This window comes from Streptomyces sp. NPDC059994, from assembly GCF_042737755.1.
Taxonomy (GTDB): Bacteria; Actinomycetota; Actinomycetes; order Streptomycetales; family Streptomycetaceae; genus Streptomyces.
Genome location: NZ_JBHWUR010000075.1, coordinates 1 through 21842, shown reverse-complemented (window position 1 = coordinate 21842; position 21842 = coordinate 1). Strand labels below are relative to the sequence as shown.

Sequence of the window (21842 nt, the reverse complement as noted above, 5' to 3'; positions counted from 1 at the left end):
GACCAGGCAAGCCCCACGCCGGCGCACGACTACCAGTGCGCTGCGGCTTGCCCCGGCCGACGGCAGATGATGATCTGTTCAGGTCAAAGCGGTCGGCGAGCCCACAGGGGGATGCGGAAATGATCGAGGTTGGGCGCGACGGGGCCTTCAACGTCAACTGCGTTGGGGTGGATCGTCTGCCGTTCCCGCTGAGTTTCACTGTTCGTGAAACCGGCAGTTCATGGCAGATCGATGCTTCGGCGGCCCAAGCCGACGAGTTGGTCGACATACTCGCGCGCTCGGCGAACGACACGTTCCTCGTCGTGGACCTCGCGACGAACAGCTTCCTGGACGAGGACTTCCAACAGTGGCGGCCGTCGTTGATCGCCGCGGAACAGGGAACCGACTTCACCGCTCACCCGATCGGGGCGTGGGCTTCTGACGCCCCGGGACTCGGTGAGGAGATCCTGGTGATGCGCCGCGACAGTCTGCCCCGGTTCCTGGACGGCAGTTGGTACCCGTACGAGCTGTCTCTCATCGACGTACCGATGGCGCCGCCCCCGGCCCAGCTCGACGAGATCGCACTGGCCATCGGAACAACCGCCTTCGACGAGCCGCTCCTCCCCCGCATCGAGGGCTCGCGCCTCTGGTATTCCGGGCACGACGACTGCTACCTGACGATCGAGTCGACCGATCCCACCATGCCCGCACTGGTCCTGAGCCGTTTGCTGGCCCTGCTGGCCGGCTCCGCACTCGTCAACGCCGGTGAAACTCCATCAGTGACGATCCCCGAACCGGACACCGCGACGACAGGCCGACTGATCCGCGAACACCCCCACTGGATGGGAGCCGTTGAGGCCACATCAGCAACCCTGGCGACCATCCGCCTGTCCGCTCTGCCGCAACCATGGCGACTCGGCCAACAACCACCGGCGCATGCCGACCACATAGCAACACTCGACCTGACCCGAGGCACCTGGCACATCACCCCCGCCGACACACAGCGCTCTCTGTCGACGATCACGGTTGCGTGAACGTCTCGACGATCGCCGGAAACAGGTAAGAACGGCACCGTTGACACGGAGTTGGTCAAAGGCAAGCGGGCTCGGCGATGACGCGTCGCCAGGCACGGTTCATGCGCCCGCGGCGTCCTCGCCCTCCCAGCGCAGCAGGTCGCCCGGCTGGCACTCCAGCACCTCGCAGAGCGCGGCGAGCGTCGTGAAGCGCACGGCCTTGGCGCGGCCGTTCTTGAGTACCGCCAGGTTGGCGGGCGTGATCCCTATGCGGTCCGCGAGCTCGCCCACCGACATCTTGCGTTTGGCCAGCATCACGTCGATGTCGACGGCGATCGCCATCAGATCACCTCGTCCAGCTCGGCCTGCATCTGCGCCGCTTCGACATCGCGGGCGACGGCCTGGGCGAGCAGCATCCGCAGCACCAGCACGATGAGCGCGACTCCCAGGACGGCCACGCCGATCCCGCCCATGATGAGGGTGACGCCCGGATCGTCCCGCTGGCCCGGCGCGTTCACGGCCGCGACCGCGAACCACACCAGAGCAGCCGCCACGATCGCGCCGATCACCCCGTCCACGTACCGGAAAGCGGCGTGGGAGAACACAGTCCCGCGCCGCACCATCGTCACCAGCCGCCACACACAGACCAGCGCCACCTGAACCGCCCCGATACCCAGCACCGTGAGCACACGCAGCGCGGCCAGTGGGAGCGACCCGTCCTCCGGGTCGCTCCCACTGACCAACGCCCACACCATCAACGCCTGTACGAACACCGTGCCCGTGAGCACCACCACGAGCACGGCACGCAGCGCGCGCACTGTCAGCTTTCCCACGACCCACCCTTCCATCGAGTTGCGATGGAAATCTATCGAATCTCGATAGATAGGGCAAGGGTGGGAGCAGAGGGCAGGGGCGGCGGTCTTGCATCATGACGCCGTGCCGCCCCCCTCTCGCAGCATGGCGCGATGCGAAGGTTTTCGATCTTGCCGAAGCCGCCCTCGCTCAGCCGCACGTCGGACGCCATCCGACTACGCCGAGACCTTGCAGGTGAAGGGCAGCCTGCGTCCGGGCGTCGGTCGGGCCCATTGCGGGGTCGTCTTCGTCGCCGAAGAGGCAGACGCTCGCCGTGCAGTGGACCCAGCCGCACGATGCCGCACCTCGACATCGAAGGCGCCGTCGCCCGCCGACCCTACGGCGCCCGTCGCTGTACCCTCCGCATCCGCGCCCGCCCCCGCGACCTGGGCTGTGACCTGTAGCGAACAGACCACATCACCCTTGGCCGCCGGGGTCCACCGGGTGGGCCGGTGAACGAAGTACCCCCACACCGCCCCCGCAAGCCCCCCTGCCACCGGGACATTCCCCTCGAAAGACCCTTCGGTTATGTACGTCGCACCTGACGTCGTCGACGGACGACCAGAACGCCAACAGACCTGATCCATCCGCAACTTGTCCGCGCCCCTACGGTGTCCCGCATAACCCGACAACGCCTTCTGGACCCTCCCGCCCGACCGTATGGTGCGCGGCTCCATGGGACACTGCAACATCACCGTCCTCCTCCCGCCGTTCGACGTGGACGCGCGCACGCTTCCCGTCAACTCCCCTGTCCGGGGCTGCCGAGTTCGCCGCTTCGTCCGGCACTGTCGACGAGGTCCTGGAGGAGATAGGGCCGCGGTCCGTCCTCGACGTGCCCTAGCCGCACACCCGGGCCGACCTCGATGTCATCCAGGCCGCCGCCTGGGGACACATCCTCGGTTTCAGTGATCCGGCGCTGGCCGACAACGGCACCGACACCCTCTACCTGGGTGGCGGCAGGGCAAACGCCACCGGCGGTGACACCCCCACCCCGAACTCCACGCACACGGGCAAGCCCGGCCCGACCCCGACCGACAAGCCCACCAGCGACCCGAGCAAGCCGGCCCCCGGCGAGCCGGGCGCCAGGCCGAAGCCCCCGGGCGGAAACCTCGCCCACACGGGATCCGACACCCCTGTCGGCCTGATCGCCTCCACCGCGGCGGCCCTGGTCGCTGCGGGCGGCGTCCTGGTGTGGCGGATGCGACGCCGCAAGTCTGCGACCGAGTAGCCGTCCCGGCCCGTACGGCACGGCGCCCCCGCCGGACTGTCCGGCGGAGGCGGTCGTCGATCGTGGTGCCGTGCCCGCAGGACTCTCCACCCGCGTTGCGAACGGGTTGCTGAAGGGTCCGTGTCGGCCCACTCGACGATAGGCTGCCGACGGAAACGGTGTAGGGGACGGTACTCATCCAGCGGGGGCTGCCATGAATTCGACGTCCGAGGGTCGGTTACCGGATCACGATCACCCCACCCCGGCAACCGACTCCACTCCCACCCCCGGCCACAGCCGCACGTACCGAATCCTTCGCGGTGTCCTGGAGTTCCTCGCTGAGCTGATCGGGGAGTTCCTCGCCGAGATCGTCGTCCAGTTGGTGAGTTGTGCGCTGCTCATCGGTGTGGTCTTCGGGTTGTTCTGGGGCTGGGGCCGAAGTCCCGGCCTCACGCTGAGCGCCGTGGCCGTCCTGCTGACCGGCACGGTCGGCACCGTCGCCGCACGCAAGGCCCGTAGCCGTCCGGACCGCCGGTGGCCGTGGCTGGTGGGGTCGTCCGTGCTCACCATCGTCTGCGCTGTGGCCGTGTGGTTCCTCCTCTACGGCAGCAACTGCGGGTGTACGTAGACGAGTTCACTCGGCTGTGGAGGGTTTCTCGCGGCACCGCGCTCACGCCGGATCCGCCGGGTCGGCCCGGCCACACCGGCGGGCGCCCCGCGCGATGCCCGGATCAGGGCGCGGTATGGATCTCCAGTGCCGCGCGGACCGCCGATTCCACTGCTCCCTCGATCCAGGCGGGTTTAAGGGAGGTGTGGTCGCCGGCGAAGTGCAGGGGGCCTTCGGGGGCGGCGATGTCGTGGAACAGTTCGGTGTGCTGGCCGGGCAGGAGGACCGAGGCCTCGCCATAGGCGTAGGGGTCGCGTGCCCAGCTCTGGTTGGCCCCGGCTCCGGTGTAGAAGACCTCGATGCGCTGGCCGTAGATCTCCTGCAGTCCGGCCAGAGCGTGCGGGTAGCGGGCGTCGTCGTCGAACGCGTCCCAGCGCATGGCGTCGTCGGCCCAGGTGCAGGAGGCGAGGACTACCCCGCCGGGGCTGCCTGGCACGGTGTGGGAGGGGTTGAAGGTGAACCGGTTCGGGTTGTCGCTGACCGATCCCCCGCCCAGGCTGCCCACCGCCGCCGGCTGGTCGCGGGTGGCGGAGCGGTAGGCGGCGTAATACGTACGCTGGCTCTCGGACAGGCGCTCGCCGGTGACGGAGCCGTGCCGCCCGAGCAGACTCCCGTCGTCGGGGGTCCGGCCCTTGCGGTAGGAGTCGTACAGGCCGGTCGCGATGGTGTCGAGCTCCCGTCGCCAGTCCGTCTCGGTGAACTCCCACCAGCGGCGGCTGAATTCGAGCACCACCTTGGTGGCGCTGTCGTAGTGGAGTTCGGTGACGGCCCGGCGTTTGCGGGATGGGGGCTGCGGAGAGCTCCTACCAGGCCGGCCGGGGATCCCGGCTGTGATGTGGGGTCTGCTCGGGCAGGCCCGAGCCCGTGTCCGTCCGGCGCAGCAGGCCGGGGCTCGGCGGGGAGTCCTGATTCGGCGGGGCGGGCTCATGGAACCGCTCGGTGTGCGGAAGGCGTACCTCCACCAGTTTGCCGTCCTGGATCATCCACAGGCCGAAGCAGTCGTCTTCCTCATCATGGATCAGGACCTGCACGCTCTCCGGCCTGGGCCACGGCAGCGACTCCAGATGTTCCAGGAATCCGGACCTCGGGCGCATCCGCTCGAACTCCGTGGCCCAGCCATTTCCGAAGGACCCGGGCCACTGGCTCTGTATCTGCACGAATCGGCCCCGCCAAGGGCGTTGCTCGTCGTCGCGGGTGAGCGGCTCCATGACTTCCTCTGCGTCAAGTGCCAGCACGACGACTTCTGCGAATCTGCTCACGCCGCAGTATCACTGCACATCTCGTCTCCGCGGCAACCGCCTTTCCGCGCCGCGAGAACACTGAGCGTGGCGTCGGCGCCCCCAAGGCCGCCTCGGTGCAGCACCACGCAGGATTCAGCAGAATGCCCGCCCTGCCGCGGTCCTGGGGTCTGATGTCCTCCGGGGTCGGGTAGGCGGCTCCTGTCCGGGCCGGAGACGACAGCCTGGTGCCCGGGCTCCTAGGGTCTGTACGCTCACCGGTGTAATTGATGATCATGGAAGAGACATCAAGTGACTGACACCGTGACCGAGTCCGTGACCGCCGATGACCAGGCGGAACCGTCGCTGGAGAGCGCGGCGGTCGAACGGAAGCTCATCGAGCAGCTCGTCGAGCAGGCCCGGAGCAAGGGCCTGCAGCTGACCGGCGAGGGCGGGCTGCTGCAGCAGCTGACCAAGACGGTTCTGGAGTCCGCCCTGGAGGGCGAGATCACCGACCATCTCGGCTATGCCAAGCACGACTCGGCGGGCAAGGACGGCGGCAACTCCCGTAACGGCACCCGGTCCAAGACGGTGCTGACCGGCATCGGCCCGGTCGAGATCGACGTGCCCCGCGACCGGGAAGGCTCCTTCGAGCCGGCCATCGTCAAGAAGCGGCAGCGCCGGCTGACCGGGGTGGACGAGATGGTGCTCTCGCTGTCCGCGAAGGGCCTCACGCACGGGGAGATCTCCGCGCACCTGGCCGAGGTCTACGGCGCGAGCGTGTCCAAGACGACCATCAGCACCATCACCGACAAGGTGATGGACGGCATGGCCGAATGGCAGAACCGGGCGCTCGACCGCGTCTACCCGGTCGTCTTCATCGACGCTATCAACGTCAAGATTCGCGATGGCCAAGTGGCGAACAGGCCGATCTACGTAGCCCTGGCGGTCACCGCCGAGGGGCACCGCGACATCCTCGGCCTGTGGGCCGGGGACGGCGGGGAAGGCGCGAAACACTGGCTGCGAGTGCTTTCCGAGCTCAAGAACAGGGACGTCGAAGACGTCCTCATGCTGGTCTGCGACGGGCTCAAGGGGCTGCCCGACGCAGTCGGCGAGGCCTGGCCGCGAACTGTGGTGCAAACGTGCGTAGTTCACCTTCTGCGGGCGTCGTTCCGTTACGCGGCCCGGCAGGACTGGGACAAGATCGCGAAGGCGCTCAAGCCCATCTACACCGCGCCGAGCGAGGACGCGGCCACCAGCCGGTTCCTGGAATTCGCCGAGATCTGGGGCAAGAAGTACCCGGCGATCGTCCGCCTCTGGGAGACCAGCTGGGCCGAATTCACGCCCTTCCTCCAGTTCGATGCCGAAATACGCCGGATTGTGTGCACGACGAACAGTATCGAGAGCGTCAACGCCCGCATCCGCAAGGCCGTCCGCGCCCGCGGACATTTCCCGACGGAGCAAGCCGCGCTCAAGTGCGTCTACATGGCCGTCATGAGCCTCGACCCGACCGGCGCTGGCCGCAAACGCTGGACCATGCGCTGGAAGGGCGCGATGAACGCCTTCGACCTGGCCTTCGACGGCCGCCTCACCGCAGGCCAACTCTAGCCACACCAACCCCAGTTACACCGTTAGCTTGGCTCTGTCCCGTAATCGGTGGTAACGAAGGGTGACGGTTGTCGTTGGCATGGTGTGCGCGATGTCAATGAGCTTGTGGCGGTGGTGTTTTCAGGGCTGTCGGCCCTGGTCATCGAGGGGGTGACGGGCGAGGGTGAGCTCATCCGGGTGTCGGCGCGGACCCGGGACGATCCGGTGCCGTGCCCCACGTGCAGGACACGAACAGCACGGGTGCACGGGTTTCATGGGCGGGTGCTCGCGGACGTTCCGGTGGACGGACGGCGGATCGTCGTCTCGGTGCGGGTCCGCCGCCTGGTGTGCCCGGTTCTCGGCTGCCCGCGGCAGACGTTCCGCGAGCAGGTTCCCGGCGTCGTGGAGCGCTACCAGCGCCGCACCAACCGCCTGGCCAACCAACTGAACTCCGTGGTCAAGGAGTTAGCGGGCCGGGCGGGCGCCCGCCTCTGCCGCGTTCTGGCCTGCGCGATCTCCCGCTCGACCGCCCTGCGCATGCTCATGCGCCAGGTGGTGACGCCGCTGCGCGTCCCGCGCGTGCTTGGCGTCGACGACTTCGCACTCAAACGCCGGCACCGCTACGCCACCGTGATCATCGACGCCGAGACCGGCGAGCGGATCGACGTCCTGCCCGACCGCACCGCCCAGACCCTGACCACGTGGCTGCGCGAGCACCCCGGCCCAGTACGTCTGCCGCGACGGCTCCGCCACCTACGCCGAAGCGATCCGCCAAGCCCTCCCCGAAGCGGTACAGGTCAGCGACAGATGGCACCTCTGGTCCAACCTGTGCGGCAAGGTCCTGGCCGAAGTCCGCTCCCACACCGCCTGCTGGGCCACCGCTGTAAACCCCACCCGACCCGGGGGCGTGCGTGAGCAGACCACCCGCGAGCGCTGGCAGCAGGTCCACCATCTGCTCGACCAGGGCGTCGGCCTCCTCGAATGCGCCCGCCGCCTCGATGTCGCCCTGAACACCGTCAAGCGGTACGCCCGCACGAAGGAGCCCACCGGCGACCGCCGCGCACCCCGCTACAAGCCCACACTCGTCGACCCCTACCGCGACCACCTGCGCCGACGCCGAAGCGAAGACCCCGCTGTGCCCGTCACTCACCTCCTTCGCGAGATCAGGGAGCTGGGCTACACCGGCAGCGCCAACCTCCTGGTCCGTTACATCACCCAAGGCCGCGCCGAGGGCGACAAGCCAGTCACCACCCCGCAGCGTTTCGCCCGCCTCCTGCTCACCCGCCCCGAGAACCTGCGCGACAAGGACACCGCACTACTGCGGGAACTCGTCAAGGTCTGCCCCGAGCTGACCGAACTCTCCCGCGTCATCGGTGAGTTCGCTCAGATACTGACCCCAGCGGAGGGCAACGACGCCAAACTCACCGGCTGGATCACCACGGTTCGCACCGTCGACCTGCCCCACCTGCACTCCTTCGCGAACGGCCTCGAACTCGACCGCGCTGCCGTCGACGCCGGCCTCACCTGCCCGTACCACAACGGCCGCACCGAGGGCGTCAACACCCGAACCAAACGGATCATGAGACAGATGCACGGCCGAGCCGGGTTCCCCCTGCTCCGCCACCGCATCCTCCTCCAGTAATCACTACACGGCGCTACCACCGATTACGGGACAGAGCCGTTAGCTTTACAGACCCGCACGAGCCGAACACCCTGGTGAAGATGGCGAGATACCTGCACCAGCGCACAGGCGGCATGATCGGAAGCCTTTCCCACCTCGTTCGGGCCCCGGCCATTTCCGCGATCCTCGACCAGAGTGAACGCATCACGCGGGCCACGATCAAGAACATCCGCATCGACCACAGCAGCGAATCCTCCGGCCATGGCCGTCCCTCGTCCCTGCCCTACGCGGGATGAACGTGTTCCGCCCGGCTCTGATCCGTCCTCTGCCCATCCCTCTGCCGCCGTTTCCCGGCGAGTGCGAGTCGTCTTACTGGTCCAGACTGGCCCCGGCCAACGATGTCCCTCTGGCCCGGCTGCGGGCACCGTCACGCTGGCTGGAACCCCGCCTGACCAGCGTCGATGTCCTCTGCATCCTCAGCGGTCAGACTCGACAACGCCTGGTCCGCACACTCCCTGACCTTCAGACCGACGGCCGCCCTGCGGATCGGCCCGCTGTCCCGGATGACCACATCCTTCGCTGGGCCTGCCGCCGCTGCGTCATCACACGCACCGGCGCGGCCCTTCCCGCCCAGATCTGGGCCCCCGTCCACGACAACGTCTGCATCCGCCACAAACTCTGGGTCGGTCAGCACGTCTACGCGCCCGAGGAACAGCTCGATCTGTCCCGCACCCCCGATGTCGTTCGAGCACAGCACAAGTACTGGCGCCTTCGCCGACATCACGGCCCGGCCCTCATCGACCTCTGCGAGGAACTCACCGCAGGGCTCTGGACAGGCCTCGCCCACCGCCACTACCGGCTCGTCCACCGAGCCGAGACCCTCCACGACCTGGTCCGAGTCAAAGGACCCGAAGTCGAGCCGGACAGGAAGGCGCCCTGGCTGACAGCCGCCGGCTTCCCCGAACGCGTCGCGCTGATCCACATGTTCACGTCTCCCCACTGGAGGGAACTGGCGATGAGCGACGACTTCTACGTCTCCCTCAGCAGCATCGCCCAGTTCCACCAGCGCTTCCCCACCAAGAGCACAATTCGCGGCACCAGCCGCGTCTGGCTCACGAAAACCGTCAAGTCAACGGCCGCGGAGATCGAGTATCGGCTCGGCAACCCCGAGGCCGTGGCCACACTCATCGCCAACCGAGACGCCCCACACCTTCCTCGTCCAACTCAGCTCTGAGCGTCCCTGGTCAACGGCCCGCTCCGGGCGATCAGTTCAGCAGGGTGGCCGTGAACATCTCGCGGCGCTCCGCCAGCCAGGTCTGCATGCGGTCCCAGCGTTCCCATCCACCGCGCTCGGCCAGCGCCTGGAGATAGACGGGGTCGCCGTCAGCCACGCGGCGGGCGACGAAGGCCCGGCAGACCTCGGTGGCCTGTTCGATGACGCCGACCAACTCGGCGCGGTCCCGCGGCGAAAGGCCGTAGCTGTCGGCTAGGATCCGCAGCCGCCCGGGCGCATCCAGCCCGGAGGGGTAGAAGGCGGCTGCAGATGCGGGATCGACCAGGGGCACCCAGTAGCGGGCGGTCATAGCGACGTCCCAGAGAGGACGCCCCGGAGCTGCCAGATCGAAATCGATCAGGGCAGCGGCACGGCCGTCGCGGAAGACGACGTTGTCCGGGCACACGTCGTTGTGGCACAGCATCATTCCCCCCTCCGGATCGGCCAGGTCCCCCGGCCACCCAGCACGGGTGTCGACCTCGACGGCCGCGCTGGTCTCATGCAGGCGCCTCAGCAGGCTCCCCACCGATTCCAGGGCGGTCTTCGTCATCGCCCAGTCCGCGAACGGCGGCAGAGCCACGTCTCCGGGGATGAAGGTGAGCTGTTCACGGCCGTCCTCGGTGAGACCGACAGGGGTCGGCGCTGCGTCGAAGCCGTGCTCCTTTAGGGCAAGGAGATACGCATGCAGGGCGCGAGCGTTGCGCGGCGCCGGGCGCTCCACCAGCGCACCACGGCGGAAGACCGCCCCTGCGTTCGCCATGCCGCCGACCAGCGCCTCGCCCTCAGCCGTCATGACGATCACGCTACCGCCACATCGACCCCACGCGGGCCAGGCCCCGAAATCCGTCGAAAACACCGGCTCTCATACACACGCCACGCAACGAACTGCCCACATACAGGCGGGACATTCTCGGCGAGCGTGTCCCAGACAAGACGAAGCACCCCAGGTCACCGCCTCGCACTACCCACACTTAACTGGGACCGGACAGATGTGTGGTTGACGCTGCCGTCTATGGAAGAACCTACGGGTTTCCGCGGCGAGTTCGGCCTGGTTCCTGGCCCGGTGGGTGTGGGGGTGCAGGAACAGGTTCGCCAGTACAGGAGACACGGGGGATCCTTGCGGAGTCCCACGTTCCCGTTCTAGCTGGGAGCCGTCGGGCATCACGAGCGGGGCAGCGAGCCACCTCTGCACGTACAACTTCACCCAAACGGCGTCGGTATGCGCCTCCACCGCCTTGACCAGCAGGTACCAGGGCACACTGCCAAAGAACTGGGAAATGTCGAACTCGACCACCCAATTACGTTTCCAACAGCGGTTCTGGCACTTCTCCACTGCGTCCAAGGCGGACCGTCCTGCTCGGCTATCTCCTCGTCGAGGGCGATGACCCCCTTCGCGAGACGGGCAACCATGGCGGCGGCCAGCTTCTCGCCCGGCAGGGACGTCTGCTGGCCGACGGCAGCTTCTAGAGCGGCGGAGGCGATGGCTGCGGCGTTCTTGACCTTGCGGTTCCTCAACCAGGTCTCGATGCGCTTGGCGCCGCTGCAGCGGAGCGCCACTGGGGTCTGATAGCCGGTAAGCAGGAGGACGGGACCCCTGTTCGTCAGTGCAAGAGTCCGTTCCAACGCCGGTAAAATTTTCAGGAGTTGCGCTCGGAGTCGGTTGATCTGCCGGGTGCGGTCGCAGACGAGGTCGGTGCGGCGCCCGGTCAAGGTGCGCAGGTCGACGGCAATCTCGTCGCCGGGCCGCAGCAGGCCGAGGTCGTTGCGCATCCGGGCCTGGTCGGCGATGACGAAGGCGTCCTTGGCGTCGGTTTTGCCCTGGCCGCGGTAGCCGGCGGATGCCTGGTGCGCCGCCAGACCGGTGAGGCAAGTCATCGGCTGGCCGTGGCCCAGGAGCAAGCCGATCAACAGGGCCGCGCCGCCGTGATTGATGTCCACCGCCCACAGGACATCCTCGGAGAGCGCGAGCACATCGCCGATGAGCTCCAGCAGGACCGGCTCGTCGTTCAAGACCCGGCGCGACAGGAGGCGCTTGCCCTGAGCATCGATCACCACGCAGTGGTGATGTTCCTTGCCGATGTCCACTCCGGCCCATATCTGGGGCACGGTCACCTCCGCCAGCTCATCGTCATCACATGGCTCCCAGCAGACGACCTCGCCGGCGTTGTCCTACGAAGCGATCAAGTCGCGTATCCCAATTAGCGGTCGAGTCGTCGCGGGGCTCCGGGCGGCCAAGTTCTTTGAGCCATCAAGCGGCGACAAGCTCACAGCCATACCCGGAACCCCTGGGCTTCCCCGATCCTACGAATGATCAGATCCGACCCGCTTGAAAGGTAGGACAAGCTCAGTAGGTGTCTTTGAACTCTTACTGTGAGGCGGCCTCATCAGCAACGGAGACCGAGGCAGATCAGAACAACTTCTTACGGCAGATGCATGACCGGGCCGGCCCTCAGCGCAGCCCCGCCGACGGTCTCCTCCCGGAGGAGGAGGCCGGACCGGGACGCAGGTCCCGGACCAGGGGTGGACAGGACCGGGGTCCTCGTTCCCTTGGGCGATGTGCCGTACCAGGGCGGGTTCCTAGCCTCGGGGCATGCGATCACACGAAGCGGACGATGCTCACCAAGACCCCATGACCACTGTCAGCCCCGCCGCACGCCGCGTCCTGGCCGTAAGTCTCGCCCTCGCCGCCTGTCTCACATCCTCCCCCGTCCTGGCCACGGCCGCCGAGACCGAAGCCCCGGACAGCTCCGGGGCCGGACTGGACCGGTACTACCGCCAGCACCTCGGCTGGGGCAGCTGCATCAAGGGCCCCGACGACACCACGGGCCGCGATCTGGACCAGGCAGGCGTGCAGTGCGCGGACGTGACCGTGCCCCTGGACTACGCAGCCCCCCGGGGGCGCACGATCACCGTGGCGATCTCCCGGCTCAAGGCCACCGACACACGCCACCGCATCGGCGCGATCCTCCTCAACAACGGCGGTCCGGGCGGTCCCGCGCTCCAGTCCCCGCCGCAGGCCCGTGCGTCAATGAAGGAGGTCGGCGCGCGCTACGACATCGTCGGCTTCGACCCGCGCTTCATCGGGCGCAGCACCACGCTGGACTGCGGTTTGCCCGTCGGTATGACCTGGCTGTCCGCCGGGACCGGCCGGGCGGGCTTCGACCGCCAGGTCGCCCTCCAGAAGAGCCTGGCCGACAAGTGCCGGGCCACCGACGCCGCGGTGCTCCCGCACATCACCACCCGCAACACCGCCCGCGACATGGACGTCATCCGCAGCACGCTCGGCGAGCGGAAGATCTCCTTCCTGGGCTACTCGTACGGCACCTACCTGGGCACGGTCTACACGCAGATGTTCCCCGGCCGCCACGACCGGATGGTGCTGGACGGGGCGATCAACCCGAACGACTACCGCCCTCGACTGCTGAAGGGCACCGAGCACGAGAACGAGAAGGCACTGTTCGACTGGGCCGTGTGGGCTGCGGAACACCACGACACCTACGGCCTCGGCCGCAGCCGCGCCGAGGTGCTCGCCACCGTCGACCGCATCGTCGCGGCGGCCGCGCGCGGTCCGCTGACCATCGGCACCGGCACCGATGCCTTCCGGATCGATGACAGCCAGGTGCCGCTCCTCCTCTTCTCAGGCATCGCGGACGACACCGCCCCGGCGCGGGCGTCGTTCGGCGAGCTGCTTTCCGTACTGGCCAAAGCCGGGGAGGGCCGGGCGACGACGGTGCCGCCGGCGCTCGTTCCGGAGCTCCGGTATGTGCTGCGCGGCGAGGGCGAGCCCACCGGCGCGCAGTCCGCCGTCATCTGCGGGGACGTGGCCGCCGCGCGCGATCCCGAGCTCTACTGGCGGGACATCGAGCGCAACCGCACCGCGCACCCGCTGTTCGGCGCTCTGACCAACAACATCAACCCGTGCGCTTTCTGGGACTCGCCGCGCGAAGAGCCCACCCGGGTGCGGCGCGATGCCCCTGCACTGATCGTCGCCGCCACCGGTGACCCGCGTACGACGTACAAGGGAAGCGTCGAACTGCACAAGCAGCTGCCGAGCTCCAGACTGGTCACCCTCGCGGGTGCCAACCGGCACGCCCTCTTCGGGCGCTACGGCAACGCGTGCGTGGACGACCAGGTCAACCAGTACCTGGCTACCGGCAAGCTGCCTGCGAGGGACCGGACCTGCATCAAGCAGGCGGGGTCCAACTATTGATCAGAAACTAAAAGGGTTCTCGTCCAGGACGTAGCGGACGTGCGGGCCGCCGAAGTAGCCGCGGACGATGTGTGGTTGACGCTGCCGTCTATGGAAGAACCTACGGGTTTCCGCGGCGAGTTCGGCCTGGTTCCTGGCCCGGTGGGTGTGGGGCAGGCTGCGTTTGAGGTCGGCGTTGACCAGCTCGTCGGGGTTCAGTTCGGGTGAGTACGAGGGCAGGAAGTGCAGCTCGGTCTCGTCCTTGTGGCCGGCGAGCCAGGCCCGGACGGTCTTCGAGCGGTGGGCCGAGTGCCGGTCGACGATCAGGTGGACCTTCCGGTCGAAGTGCCCGACGGGCCGGGCGAGGAAGCGGCACATGACCTCCGCGTCGAACGACTCGGTGAAGACCATGAAGTGCATCCGGCCCCGGGTGCTGATCGCGGACATCGCGTTCACGGAGAACCGGTTCCCGGCGCGGCGGGCCATGGCAGTCGCGCCCTTGGCGCCCCAGGTGCGGCCGGTGACCTGGTCCGAGCGGATCCCGGCCTGGTCAGCGAAGAGGACTTCGCCGTTCTCCGCCTTCGCCCTGGCCCGGATCACCGGCCAGGTCTCCTCGCGCCAGGCACGGACCGCTTCCGCGTCCTGCTCGACCGCCCGCTTGTCCGGACGCTGGAAGGTCAGCCCCCAGCGCTTGAGGTACTTGCCCACCCCGGGCTCGGTGAAGCGGACCCGGTACAGCTTGAAGATCAGCTCGCCTATCTGCCCCCGCGTCCACAGCTGACCCGAAAGTCCCAGGTCGCAGGGGATGTGATCGAGGACCGCCTGCCGGACGGCGGCCTGCTCGGCCTCAGACAGGACCTGATGCTCACCCACACGACGGCCTCGCGGGAGGGACAGCAGTGCGTCCCGGCCGCCGGCCTGCCACTTCGCCCACCAGTTGTCCACGGCCTTGACCGACACCTTGAACAGGGCGGCAACCTCTACCCGGTCCCGGCCCTCCACCAACGCGGACACCGCCAGCAACCGCACGGCCTCCTGCGCGTCCGGCGACCAGGTCCGTGCATCCCCCACCAGATCACTCACACACCGTCAACGAGCCTGAACCCAAAGCGTTTCGGATCAATAATAGCTGGTGAGGCAGTAGGCGGGACCCGACGGGTCCGTCGCCGTTTGCAGCGTCGGCAGGCCGGCGCCGCCGCACTGGTTGAAGGGTGAGCCGATGGGAAACCCGAGGAGGTTGCCGCCAGCCGCCCCGGTGCCGTAGGTGATGCTGCCCGCCGCCTGTGCACCGTTGTACAGGTTGGAACGGCTGGTGCCGAAGGCTGGGGAGAGGAAGTCACCGGCTCCCCCCGCGCTGGCGGGCGGCAGCAAGCCCCGCTCCCGCGGCGGTAACGTCGCCGCCCCCTCATCAAGCAGGCCTTCGGGAACAGCCGCACATCCATCCAGAAGGCCGTTGAAGACCTTCAGAACGACCCCGCAGTCAGGCGGGCGTGCCGGAACGAATACGTCGACCGCCGCTTGCAGGATCTGCTCGACATCGTGAGCAGCCGACCCGGAAGCACCCGCCGGGGCAGCCCACCGGCTCCCGCCGGAACCAAGGACGCCGCCCACGCGCACTCCCGTACCGGCGGCGACGTGACGAGCGCTCTGGTGCCTGGCCGGGTGGGAGCCCGCCGGGCGCCGGAGCTCACCCCCCTCGGCCCCGCCCCTGTCACCGGCTCCAGTAGTCACGGCGGGGCAGCTGGACCCACACGTCGCAGGGCCCGGTGACCGCGCGCGCATCGGTGAGACGCAGTCCCGCGAACGCACAGGCGTAGGCCACCGCGTGGTACTGGTAGAGATAGGACGCGAGGACTTCCTCGGCGGTGTCGCCCTGGTCGGGTCCGCCGCCGGGGCTCAGGTCCCACCCCTCGATGGCGCCGTCGCGGGCGATGCCGCCCTGACTGCCGCTCTTGGGATTGACATACAGGCCGTAACAAACGGTGCCCGCAGACAGCCGGGTCAGCACGCCGGGCATGTACGGCGCGTAGCCCCAGGGCTGGGTCACCACGCAGCCGCCCGGCACGGACGTGACACCGATGAACGGCAAGATCTCGTCGAGTTCGTACGCGGGCAGGTCCTCCAGCAGCTCCGCGACCAGGCCAGGATCGGCTGGTGTGGCCTGCAGACGGCTCACCGCTTCGGCCGCGCCGATCCCGGCCACACAGGCCAGCCCCGTGCCGTCGTGGTAGAAGCTCCCCAGTGCCTCCACAAGCCGCGCACCCTCCTCAGCCGTGGTGCGCTCGGCTTCGCTCAGGCCGCGTTCACCGGCCGGCAGCGCGAACAGGTCCGGCGTTGGCCCGGCCAGACTCAACCGCCCCGGCGACCAGCCGCTGATCAACTCCCGCCACGGATCAGCCCCGGCAGCAACCAGAGCCAGCGCGTTGTCCGGCTTGCGGGACACGACGGCCTCCCACAGCGCCGTGACCCCGTTCTCCAGCGCGTCCACGTCCGCGACCCGCCCAGCCAGCTCCTCGACCACCTGCGCCGAGCCGAAGACCGCCGCCCGCTGCAGGGGCCGTCCCCCGCTCCACGACTCTGGATCGGCACCCTGCTCAAGACGCCGCCGGATGTCGTCGTGATCCGTCCAGTCCCAGCCCATTCCAGTCCAGCCATCGTCTTGCGCCGTCATCGTGCCCTTCCTGCACCACGCCGAACGAGTCCACACCCACACTCGCACACGGCTTGCCGTAGTCGTGCAGAACGAGGAAGGGGCGCTTGCGCGCGTCAGCGTTATCGGTCATGAAGGCTGAGCCTAGCTAGGCCCGCTGCAGGACTACTGGCCTGGTCAAAGTCAGATGGCAAACGGTCAAGATCACCTGTCAGAGGGCGTTAAGTCCCGTTCCTGATGATGTGGTGTCGCTCGTTCGTGGATGACGGGGCGGTTCCGTCCTCATGCCATGTCGTGTGCATGATGGGGTCGCGGGCATGGAACGGATGCCGTACGCAACCGACTTGTCCGACGAGCAGTGGGTGTTGATCGAGCCGCTGGTCACCGCGTGGAAGCAGGAGCGGGTGGCGCGGTCGGCGACCGGGGACCCGGGCTCCTGCGACCTGCGCGAGGTCGTGAACGCGCTGCTCTACCAGAACCGGACGGGCTGTCAGTGGCGGCTCCTGCCACACGACCTCCCGGCCTGGTCGGCGGTGTTCCACTACTTCACTCTGTGGCGCCAGGACGGTCTTGACCAGCGGATCCAGGAGATCCTGCGCTGCCAGGTGCGGGAGCGGTCCAGACGATTAGAGGACCCGTCCCTGGTGATCATCGACACCCAGTCCGTCCGCGTGGCGGCCGGGGTGCCGAAGGAGACGACGGGACTGGACGCGAACAAGAAGACGCCCGGCAGGAAGCGGGGACTCGCCGTCGACGTCCTGGGCCTGATCATCGGTGTGGTGATCCTCGCCGCGAGCGCCCACGACAACGAGGCCGGCATCGCCCTGCTGGACCAGGCGGCCGAACGATGCGGGATGCGCCTGGAAAAGGTCCTGGTCGACCAGGGCTTCAAAGACGCCGTGATCATCCACGGGGCGGTGAAGGACATCACCGTCGAAGTGGTCCGCCGCAACCCCGACGACGAAGGCAACGGCTTCGTCCCGCAACCCAAGCGGTGGGTGGTCGAGCAGGTCAACGGCACCCTCATGCTGCAGCGGCGCCTGGCCCGCGACTACGACCACCGGCCCGACAACGCGGCCTCCCGCGTCTACTGGGCCTCCACCGCCGGCATGCTCCGCCGCCTCACCACCCCTGCCCCCACCTGGCGGGACGACGTGGAGCTGGCCGCGTGAACGTCCACGAACTCCTGCGGCTGCTGCAGACCGAACACGATGAAACCGCCGCACGAGCCGACCACCTGCGCGAACAGATCGAGCGGCTCACCACCGCCCTCGCCGAGACCGAAGCCCGCCTGGCCGAGCTCACCGCGACCCGCAAGGTCATCGACGGCCTCACCCCGCCCGCCCACGCAACGGCCCCCGCGGAGACCGCCACCGTCTACCAGCGCATCGTGACCACGTTCAGCGAGCACCCAGGGAAAGTGTTCCGCGTCCGCGATCTGCACGAGCACCTCGGCCTGCCCACCGACGAGCCCTCCATCAATGTCACCCGCTCCCGCCTGGGACGACTCGTCCGGCAAGGACTCCTCGAACAACCCGGACGCGGCCGCTACCAGAAACGGACTTAACGCCCTCTCATAGCGCTCGGGCAGTTGAGAACGACACAGAGGGCGAACACCCTGGCCATGATCTTCGAGGGCTTCAGAGAGACCCGCTCGCCCGAGTTTCTGGACGCGATTGAGTACGTTCTCTACCACCTGCGTGACGAGCACCCGACGGCAATCCCGTTCCTAGATCTTCCCGATGTGGCGAAGGCGCACGTGCGTCGGGTCGGCTTGTTCTACGACGACCTGGGGAAACTGGTGGCTTTCGGTGTCGTGGACAAGGACACGATCCTCGGGGCTTACGGGCGCACAATCCACCGTGCTTGGAAGGTCCTCGCGCCCTACGTGTACCAGGAACGAGAAGCCCGCCAGCGGCTTGCCATGATCTACTTCGAGGACATCGCGGAACGCGCCCTGAGAACGACGCCCGAGGACGTCCATCGACGACTGGGCTTGCGGCGTCTACCTCCGGAAGACCTGGACCTGCCATAGCCGACCGGTTCATCAACGGGATCACCTCCACGTTGCCCTCCACGGGCCACGGAGACCGGACAGTCAGGCTTCAAACGCCCCTCACGGCGTGCCGTACGCGGATCGCCGGGAGCCTGGACCGGCACCCGAGCTCAGGTGCCCGCGCCCGGCCATGCGGGCACCGGGGCCGCACGTAATCATGTCTCCCTTCTCCCCCCTCTCCCCATGTCTCTTCGCACGCTCCGTGGAGCGTTGTGCGGGTGCCGTCAGCTCTGCTTCGCTGGCGACCGTCGTACGCTGGAGAAAAGGCGGCCAAAGAGGCTGCTGCAGACGGAAGTTGGCCAGCGTGGAGCACGGGGACGCGGACGCGGAAATAGACGCCATCGATTTTGCCGGGGCCAAAGCCACCCGTGAGGCCATGCGCGCCGGCCTGGCCGGGCAGATCGCCCCGGACGTCGCCGCCGCGCTGGACCGGCCCGGGACCCCGGACTGGCTGCTGGCGCGGCCGCCCCAGCTCGTGGCCAGGCTCAGCGACCTTTCGGGTCCCCTCGACGGCGCGGTACAGGCGCCCGCCAGCTGGGGAATGACGGCGCCGCACAGCGTGGTGGACCTGTACCAGCGGGCCCTGCTGTACGGCAGCGCCGACGAGCAAGCCCGGATGCTGCACGCAGGGCAGCTGGTCTCCGTGTGGGAGCAGCTACGCGCCGTGCTGCCCGAGGCGGTGGTCTTCGTGTGGCAGGACCGGTTTACCGAACTGGGCGGTGACATGAGGTGATCTGGAACGTGGGGCGGGCGGTACGGGATGCGGACATCGTCCTGGCGGCCCTGAACCAGACCGAGACGCCCTTCGCACTCGGCGGCGACCTTGCGCTGCATCTGCACGGGGTGCTGCGCCGCCAGGCCGTCGAGATTACCCTGACCACCCCCGAGGCCTACGATCCCGACCGCGTCACCGCGGTGGCCACCGTCGCGCTGCGCCAGCTCGGCTACGCGGTCCAGGCCGAACAGGGCGCCGAGCAGGGGCTGCTGCGGGCCCTGCACATCGTCTCCCGGGGCAGCGGGGCGCAGGTGGAGCGGCCGCCGGTGCGGCTGGTGATGGCCCGCATGCCGCAGTACACGCCCCCCGTCCTGCTTCAGGGCCTGCCGGTCAGCTCGATGGCCACGTGCACCATCCAGACGCTCCAGCAGGCCATATCCCGCGTGGATGCACGCGACTACATCGACCTCACCCTGCGGGAACAGCACTGGGGACAGACGGCCTTCACCAAGCTCGCGGCGCGGAGCCTGGAGGCAAATGCCCCGGCGGGACCGCAGAGCGAGATCGCCGCGCCCTACCTGGCGGCCCACCGCGCCCTCACGCTCGTCCAGCGTGTCACCCAGCTCCATTTCGCGGCCTACGGCGTCACCGACGGCCAGGCCGAGCAGATCCGCACGCAGGTCCAGGCCATCGCCGGCCGGATCTGGGACGCCCGCCCCCAGCCCCAGAGTTCCACCGGCGGAATGCAGCAGCTCTCCGGCCTGTCCGAGCAGCAGCGGGCCGCACTCGCCGCACGCCTGGCAGAACCGGGAGCCAGCGCCGAACTCCTCGCACGCCTTGCGCCGCCACTCCCCCGCCAGGACACGCCGCACACGCACCGCGCCCGACCTGGAGAGGCGCACCGTCATCAGCCCCCGCCGCCCGCGCAAGGCCCCGGCCCCCGGCCGTGACCCCTGCTGCCCCAACGGCCTCCCCGTGTGAAGTCAGGCGGCCGGAGTACTACGGCACGGCGCAGCGGGAAGCGGGAGCGAGCTCGCCGCCCGCCTTGGTGGACACGGAGCTGCTGAGCCGCCAGCGGGCGCCGAAGGCGGCCTTGTAGGCGCGCTGGCCGGGGTCCGCCGTCGTACGGTCCAGATCCAGTGCGGTGAATCCGGCGGCGGTCAGGTCCTCGGCAAGCACACTCAGCAGGCTGCGCCCGGGGGCGAGGGTGCGGTGGCGGGGATCCATGCCTGCCAGGAGCGAGTAGGCGTGGGTGCCGCGGTGCAGGCACAGCTGCGCGGCGATGGGCTGGCCGTCGAGGTGGAGGCTGGCGATGAACGCGACCGGCGCGCAGGAGGCGAGCACCGCGGGCCAGGGCAGGCGGGGGCCGGCAGCCAGGGCGTCTGCCGGTGGGCGGTCGGCGTTGCGCTGGTGGTTGAGGTGTTCCAGCACGCGGTAGTGGGCCAGGAGTTGCTCGGTGCTGTGGGTGCGGTGGTAGGTGATGCGGTCGCCGAGGGCGTGCAGGGCCCGGCGGCGGCGCTGGTGGTCGCGGCGGGTGGAGCAACCCACCCCCGAGCAGCCCAAATCACGACTCCGCACCCCTATACCTACCCAGCCTTTGAGGAATCCAGCAGTAGTCCATTACGAAAGCCCCGCTGCCCCGCCGTGATCACGACTCCCAAATCCGGCACCCGCACCGGGCAAATCAGCCAGGCGGATCCGCTTTGCATGTCCGCCGCGGCCCTGGCCTACGGGACAGGCGGCGCGATGGCACACCCCTTTTCGCCGCTCCGGCGGCGTGCTGGGTAGGCCCGGCAGACGGTGGGGTCGACGTTGACACCCCAGGTGGTCAGGCCCTTCGCATCCGCCTCGGCTTGGAGCTGGGTGAGGATCCTTGTCCAGGTGCCGTCCCGCTGCCAGCGCCGGAACAGGTCACAGACCCGGTCTCACGGCCCATAAACCATCCACAAGCAGGGGGCTGGGGCGAGACCCTGCAGGTCACCGGACGGATCCGGAGCAACGCAGAGGTTCCACCGATCTTCATACAAGTAACATCCAGGTCATGTCTCTAAGCACCAGGCTGGAAGGTTCGGCCAAAATAGGGCTGGCGCTGCTGGGCGTCGCGGCCCTCGCCACCTCGCTCAACCGGGCAACGCACACCGACGAGGGCGCAGCGAACTGGATCTCGTACTTCACCAATCTCTCCAACCTGCTCGGCGCCGCCGTCTTGCTGGCCGGTGGGCTGGCCCTGTTGCGCGGCACCCGCCCCGTCCCCGACCTGTTGCGCGGCGCCGCCACCCTCAATCTGGTGATCACCGGAGTGGTGTACTGGGCCCTGCTGGCCGGAACCATCGATGCGAACACGATCATCTGGGCCAACGACGTGGTGCACGGCGTCATGCCGGCCGTGTTCCTCGCCGACTGGCTACTGCGTCCTCCGCCGCGCCGCATCCCCTGGATCCAGTCTCTGCGGTGGTTGGTCTTCCCGCTGCTCTACCTCACCTACTCACTGCTGCGCGGGCCGCACGTGGGGTGGTACCCGTACGACTTCCTCGACCCCCGCGAGCCGGGAGGCTACGAGCACGTCGCGACCTGGTCAGTGATCATCACACTGGCCTTCACGGGGATGGCGTCGCTGCTTGTCCTGTACGTCAACGCGCGCAACAGGAGGGGCGGAACCGGCGCCAGCGAGCGCGAAGACCGTGACCGGGATTTGATGCCGACCTGAGACCGCGTTTGAGATCTCCCGTGCCGGTTGTGCGGGTCGCTCGTTGAGGGGTGTATGAGTGCTGCTGGGGAGGGTTATCCGTCGGATCTGACGGATGAACAGTGGTTGC

21 protein-coding genes and 4 pseudogenes are annotated in these 21842 nt (G+C 68.4%); 13 read left to right on the top strand and 12 right to left on the bottom strand.

Annotation, left to right across the window (positions count from 1 at the left end; translation table 11 throughout):
* Positions 1-119 precede the first annotated feature (119 nt).
* Positions 120-1013 carry a hypothetical protein gene (locus ACFWA7_RS28790; protein ID WP_385825939.1) on the top strand — a complete coding sequence of 298 codons (894 nt, stop codon included), beginning with the start codon at positions 120-122 and terminating at the stop codon, positions 1011-1013.
* Between the two features lie 99 nt (positions 1014-1112).
* Here the strand turns inward: ACFWA7_RS28790 and ACFWA7_RS28785 are convergent, their stop codons facing one another.
* Together ACFWA7_RS28785 and ACFWA7_RS28780 are read right to left on the bottom strand one after the other, a co-directional pair.
* Positions 1113-1334: a helix-turn-helix domain-containing protein gene (locus tag ACFWA7_RS28785; RefSeq protein WP_385825937.1), complete on the bottom strand. Its 222-nt coding sequence runs from the start codon at positions 1332-1334 to the stop codon at positions 1113-1115.
* A complete protein-coding gene (locus ACFWA7_RS28780; RefSeq protein WP_385825935.1) occupies positions 1334-1825 on the bottom strand; it encodes a DUF2975 domain-containing protein in 492 nt (163 codons plus the stop codon). The genes ACFWA7_RS28785 and ACFWA7_RS28780 overlap by 1 nt, the downstream gene beginning before the upstream one ends.
* 1440 nt (positions 1826-3265) lie before the next feature.
* Between ACFWA7_RS28780 and ACFWA7_RS28775 the strand changes: the two genes are divergently transcribed.
* Positions 3266-3679 (top strand): hypothetical protein, encoded by a 414-nt coding sequence (locus ACFWA7_RS28775; RefSeq protein WP_385825933.1) that lies wholly within the window; start codon positions 3266-3268, stop codon positions 3677-3679.
* 103 nt (positions 3680-3782) lie between these two features.
* Here the strand turns inward: ACFWA7_RS28775 and ACFWA7_RS28770 are convergent.
* Both ACFWA7_RS28770 and ACFWA7_RS28765 read right to left on the bottom strand, forming a co-directional pair.
* Positions 3783-4499 (bottom strand): annotated as a pseudogene (locus ACFWA7_RS28770) (flavin monoamine oxidase family protein); the annotation flags it as partial.
* 22 nt (positions 4500-4521) lie between these two features.
* A complete protein-coding gene (locus tag ACFWA7_RS28765; protein ID WP_385825931.1) occupies positions 4522-4977 on the bottom strand; it encodes a hypothetical protein in 456 nt (151 codons plus the stop codon).
* Between the two features lie 294 nt (positions 4978-5271).
* Between ACFWA7_RS28765 and ACFWA7_RS28760 the strand changes: the two genes are divergently transcribed.
* The 3 genes and pseudogenes from ACFWA7_RS28760 to ACFWA7_RS28750 all read left to right on the top strand — a co-directional run bounded on the left by ACFWA7_RS28760 (position 5272) and on the right by ACFWA7_RS28750 (position 8439).
* On the top strand, positions 5272-6543 hold the full coding sequence (locus ACFWA7_RS28760) for an IS256 family transposase (protein WP_385825969.1): 1272 nt from the start codon (positions 5272-5274) through the stop codon (positions 6541-6543).
* A 114-nt stretch (positions 6544-6657) separates the two neighbouring features.
* Positions 6658-8164: pseudogene (locus tag ACFWA7_RS28755) on the top strand (ISL3 family transposase).
* An 80-nt stretch (positions 8165-8244) separates the two neighbouring features.
* Positions 8245-8439, top strand: a complete 195-nt coding sequence (locus ACFWA7_RS28750) for a hypothetical protein (RefSeq protein ID WP_385825929.1) — start codon at positions 8245-8247, stop codon at positions 8437-8439.
* 131 nt (positions 8440-8570) lie between these two features.
* On the opposite strand, the gene ACFWA7_RS28745 is transcribed toward ACFWA7_RS28750, so the two are convergent.
* Positions 8571-9125: a hypothetical protein gene (locus ACFWA7_RS28745; RefSeq protein ID WP_385825927.1), complete on the bottom strand. Its 555-nt coding sequence runs from the start codon at positions 9123-9125 to the stop codon at positions 8571-8573.
* Between the two features lie 33 nt (positions 9126-9158).
* On the opposite strand from ACFWA7_RS28745, the gene ACFWA7_RS28740 reads away from it, so the two are divergent.
* Entirely contained in the window at positions 9159-9377 is a 219-nt protein-coding gene (locus ACFWA7_RS28740; protein WP_385825925.1) for a hypothetical protein, read from the top strand.
* 31 nt (positions 9378-9408) lie between these two features.
* Here ACFWA7_RS28740 and ACFWA7_RS28735 read toward each other — a convergent pair whose 3' ends face one another.
* From ACFWA7_RS28735 to ACFWA7_RS28725, 3 genes and pseudogenes are all read right to left on the bottom strand, one after another.
* On the bottom strand, positions 9409-10209 hold the full coding sequence (locus ACFWA7_RS28735) for a phosphotransferase (protein ID WP_385825923.1): 801 nt from the start codon (positions 10207-10209) through the stop codon (positions 9409-9411).
* 312 nt (positions 10210-10521) lie between these two features.
* Positions 10522-10749 (bottom strand): annotated as a pseudogene (locus tag ACFWA7_RS28730) (reverse transcriptase domain-containing protein); the annotation flags it as partial.
* Positions 10750-10766: 17 nt separating this feature from the next.
* A pseudogene (locus ACFWA7_RS28725) lies at positions 10767-11522 on the bottom strand (IS110 family transposase); the annotation flags it as partial.
* Between the two features lie 523 nt (positions 11523-12045).
* Here ACFWA7_RS28725 and ACFWA7_RS28720 point away from each other — a divergent pair.
* Positions 12046-13626, top strand: coding sequence for an alpha/beta hydrolase (locus tag ACFWA7_RS28720; RefSeq protein WP_385825921.1), 1581 nt, complete (start codon positions 12046-12048; stop codon positions 13624-13626).
* Here the strand turns inward: ACFWA7_RS28720 and ACFWA7_RS28715 are convergent, their stop codons facing one another.
* The 3 genes from ACFWA7_RS28715 to ACFWA7_RS28705 form a co-directional block, all read right to left on the bottom strand.
* Positions 13627-14688: an IS630 family transposase gene (locus ACFWA7_RS28715; RefSeq protein ID WP_385825919.1), complete on the bottom strand. Its 1062-nt coding sequence runs from the start codon at positions 14686-14688 to the stop codon at positions 13627-13629. It lies immediately after the preceding gene.
* 36 nt (positions 14689-14724) lie between these two features.
* Positions 14725-15216, bottom strand: coding sequence for a hypothetical protein (locus ACFWA7_RS28710; protein WP_385825917.1), 492 nt, complete (start codon positions 15214-15216; stop codon positions 14725-14727).
* 100 nt (positions 15217-15316) lie between these two features.
* On the bottom strand, positions 15317-16276 hold the full coding sequence (locus tag ACFWA7_RS28705) for an ankyrin repeat domain-containing protein (protein WP_385825915.1): 960 nt from the start codon (positions 16274-16276) through the stop codon (positions 15317-15319).
* A gap of 296 nt (positions 16277-16572) precedes the next feature.
* Between ACFWA7_RS28705 and ACFWA7_RS28700 the strand changes: the two genes are divergently transcribed.
* The 5 genes from ACFWA7_RS28700 to ACFWA7_RS28680 all read left to right on the top strand — a co-directional run bounded on the left by ACFWA7_RS28700 (position 16573) and on the right by ACFWA7_RS28680 (position 19976).
* Positions 16573-17427 carry an IS5 family transposase gene (locus tag ACFWA7_RS28700; protein ID WP_385825913.1) on the top strand — a complete coding sequence of 285 codons (855 nt, stop codon included), beginning with the start codon at positions 16573-16575 and terminating at the stop codon, positions 17425-17427.
* Positions 17424-17822: a type IV toxin-antitoxin system AbiEi family antitoxin domain-containing protein gene (locus tag ACFWA7_RS28695; protein ID WP_385825911.1), complete on the top strand. Its 399-nt coding sequence runs from the start codon at positions 17424-17426 to the stop codon at positions 17820-17822. Before ACFWA7_RS28700 ends, ACFWA7_RS28695 begins: the two co-directional genes overlap by 4 nt.
* 57 nt (positions 17823-17879) lie before the next feature.
* Positions 17880-18290, top strand: a complete 411-nt coding sequence (locus tag ACFWA7_RS28690; protein WP_385825908.1) for a hypothetical protein — start codon at positions 17880-17882, stop codon at positions 18288-18290.
* A 325-nt stretch (positions 18291-18615) separates the two neighbouring features.
* The gene (locus ACFWA7_RS28685; protein WP_385825906.1) at positions 18616-19044 is read left to right on the top strand and encodes a hypothetical protein; all 429 of its coding nucleotides are present in this window, start codon (positions 18616-18618) and stop codon (positions 19042-19044) included.
* A complete protein-coding gene (locus tag ACFWA7_RS28680) occupies positions 19041-19976 on the top strand; it encodes a hypothetical protein (protein WP_385825904.1) in 936 nt (311 codons plus the stop codon). The genes ACFWA7_RS28685 and ACFWA7_RS28680 overlap by 4 nt, the downstream gene beginning before the upstream one ends.
* Before the next feature lie 49 nt (positions 19977-20025).
* Here the strand turns inward: ACFWA7_RS28680 and ACFWA7_RS28675 are convergent, their stop codons facing one another.
* A complete protein-coding gene (locus tag ACFWA7_RS28675; protein ID WP_385825902.1) occupies positions 20026-20574 on the bottom strand; it encodes a GNAT family N-acetyltransferase in 549 nt (182 codons plus the stop codon).
* Between the two features lie 493 nt (positions 20575-21067).
* Here ACFWA7_RS28675 and ACFWA7_RS28670 point away from each other — a divergent pair, with 493 nt between their 5' ends.
* Complete coding sequence (locus ACFWA7_RS28670) at positions 21068-21733, top strand: Pr6Pr family membrane protein (protein WP_385825900.1); 666 nt, start codon at positions 21068-21070, stop codon at positions 21731-21733.
* Positions 21734-21842: the final 109 nt, after the last annotated feature.

What these genes read in the sequence shown, in the direction of transcription:
- ACFWA7_RS28790 (WP_385825939.1), top strand. Translation starts at nt 120, where the DNA reads ATGATCGAGGTTGGGCGCGACGGGGCCTTCAACGTCAACTGCGTTGGG.
- ACFWA7_RS28785 (WP_385825937.1), bottom strand. Translation starts at nt 1,334, where the DNA reads ATGGCGATCGCCGTCGACATCGACGTGATGCTGGCCAAACGCAAGATG.
- ACFWA7_RS28775 (WP_385825933.1), top strand. Translation starts at nt 3,266, where the DNA reads ATGAATTCGACGTCCGAGGGTCGGTTACCGGATCACGATCACCCCACC.
- ACFWA7_RS28750 (WP_385825929.1), top strand. Translation starts at nt 8,245, where the DNA reads ATGGCGAGATACCTGCACCAGCGCACAGGCGGCATGATCGGAAGCCTT.
- ACFWA7_RS28740 (WP_385825925.1), top strand. Translation starts at nt 9,159, where the DNA reads ATGAGCGACGACTTCTACGTCTCCCTCAGCAGCATCGCCCAGTTCCAC.
- ACFWA7_RS28735 (WP_385825923.1), bottom strand. Translation starts at nt 10,209, where the DNA reads ATGACGGCTGAGGGCGAGGCGCTGGTCGGCGGCATGGCGAACGCAGGG.
- ACFWA7_RS28720 (WP_385825921.1), top strand. Translation starts at nt 12,046, where the DNA reads ATGACCACTGTCAGCCCCGCCGCACGCCGCGTCCTGGCCGTAAGTCTC.
- ACFWA7_RS28705 (WP_385825915.1), bottom strand. Translation starts at nt 16,276, where the DNA reads ATGACGGCGCAAGACGATGGCTGGACTGGAATGGGCTGGGACTGGACG.
- ACFWA7_RS28700 (WP_385825913.1), top strand. Translation starts at nt 16,573, where the DNA reads ATGGAACGGATGCCGTACGCAACCGACTTGTCCGACGAGCAGTGGGTG.
- ACFWA7_RS28690 (WP_385825908.1), top strand. Translation starts at nt 17,880, where the DNA reads ATGATCTTCGAGGGCTTCAGAGAGACCCGCTCGCCCGAGTTTCTGGAC.
- ACFWA7_RS28670 (WP_385825900.1), top strand. Translation starts at nt 21,068, where the DNA reads ATGTCTCTAAGCACCAGGCTGGAAGGTTCGGCCAAAATAGGGCTGGCG.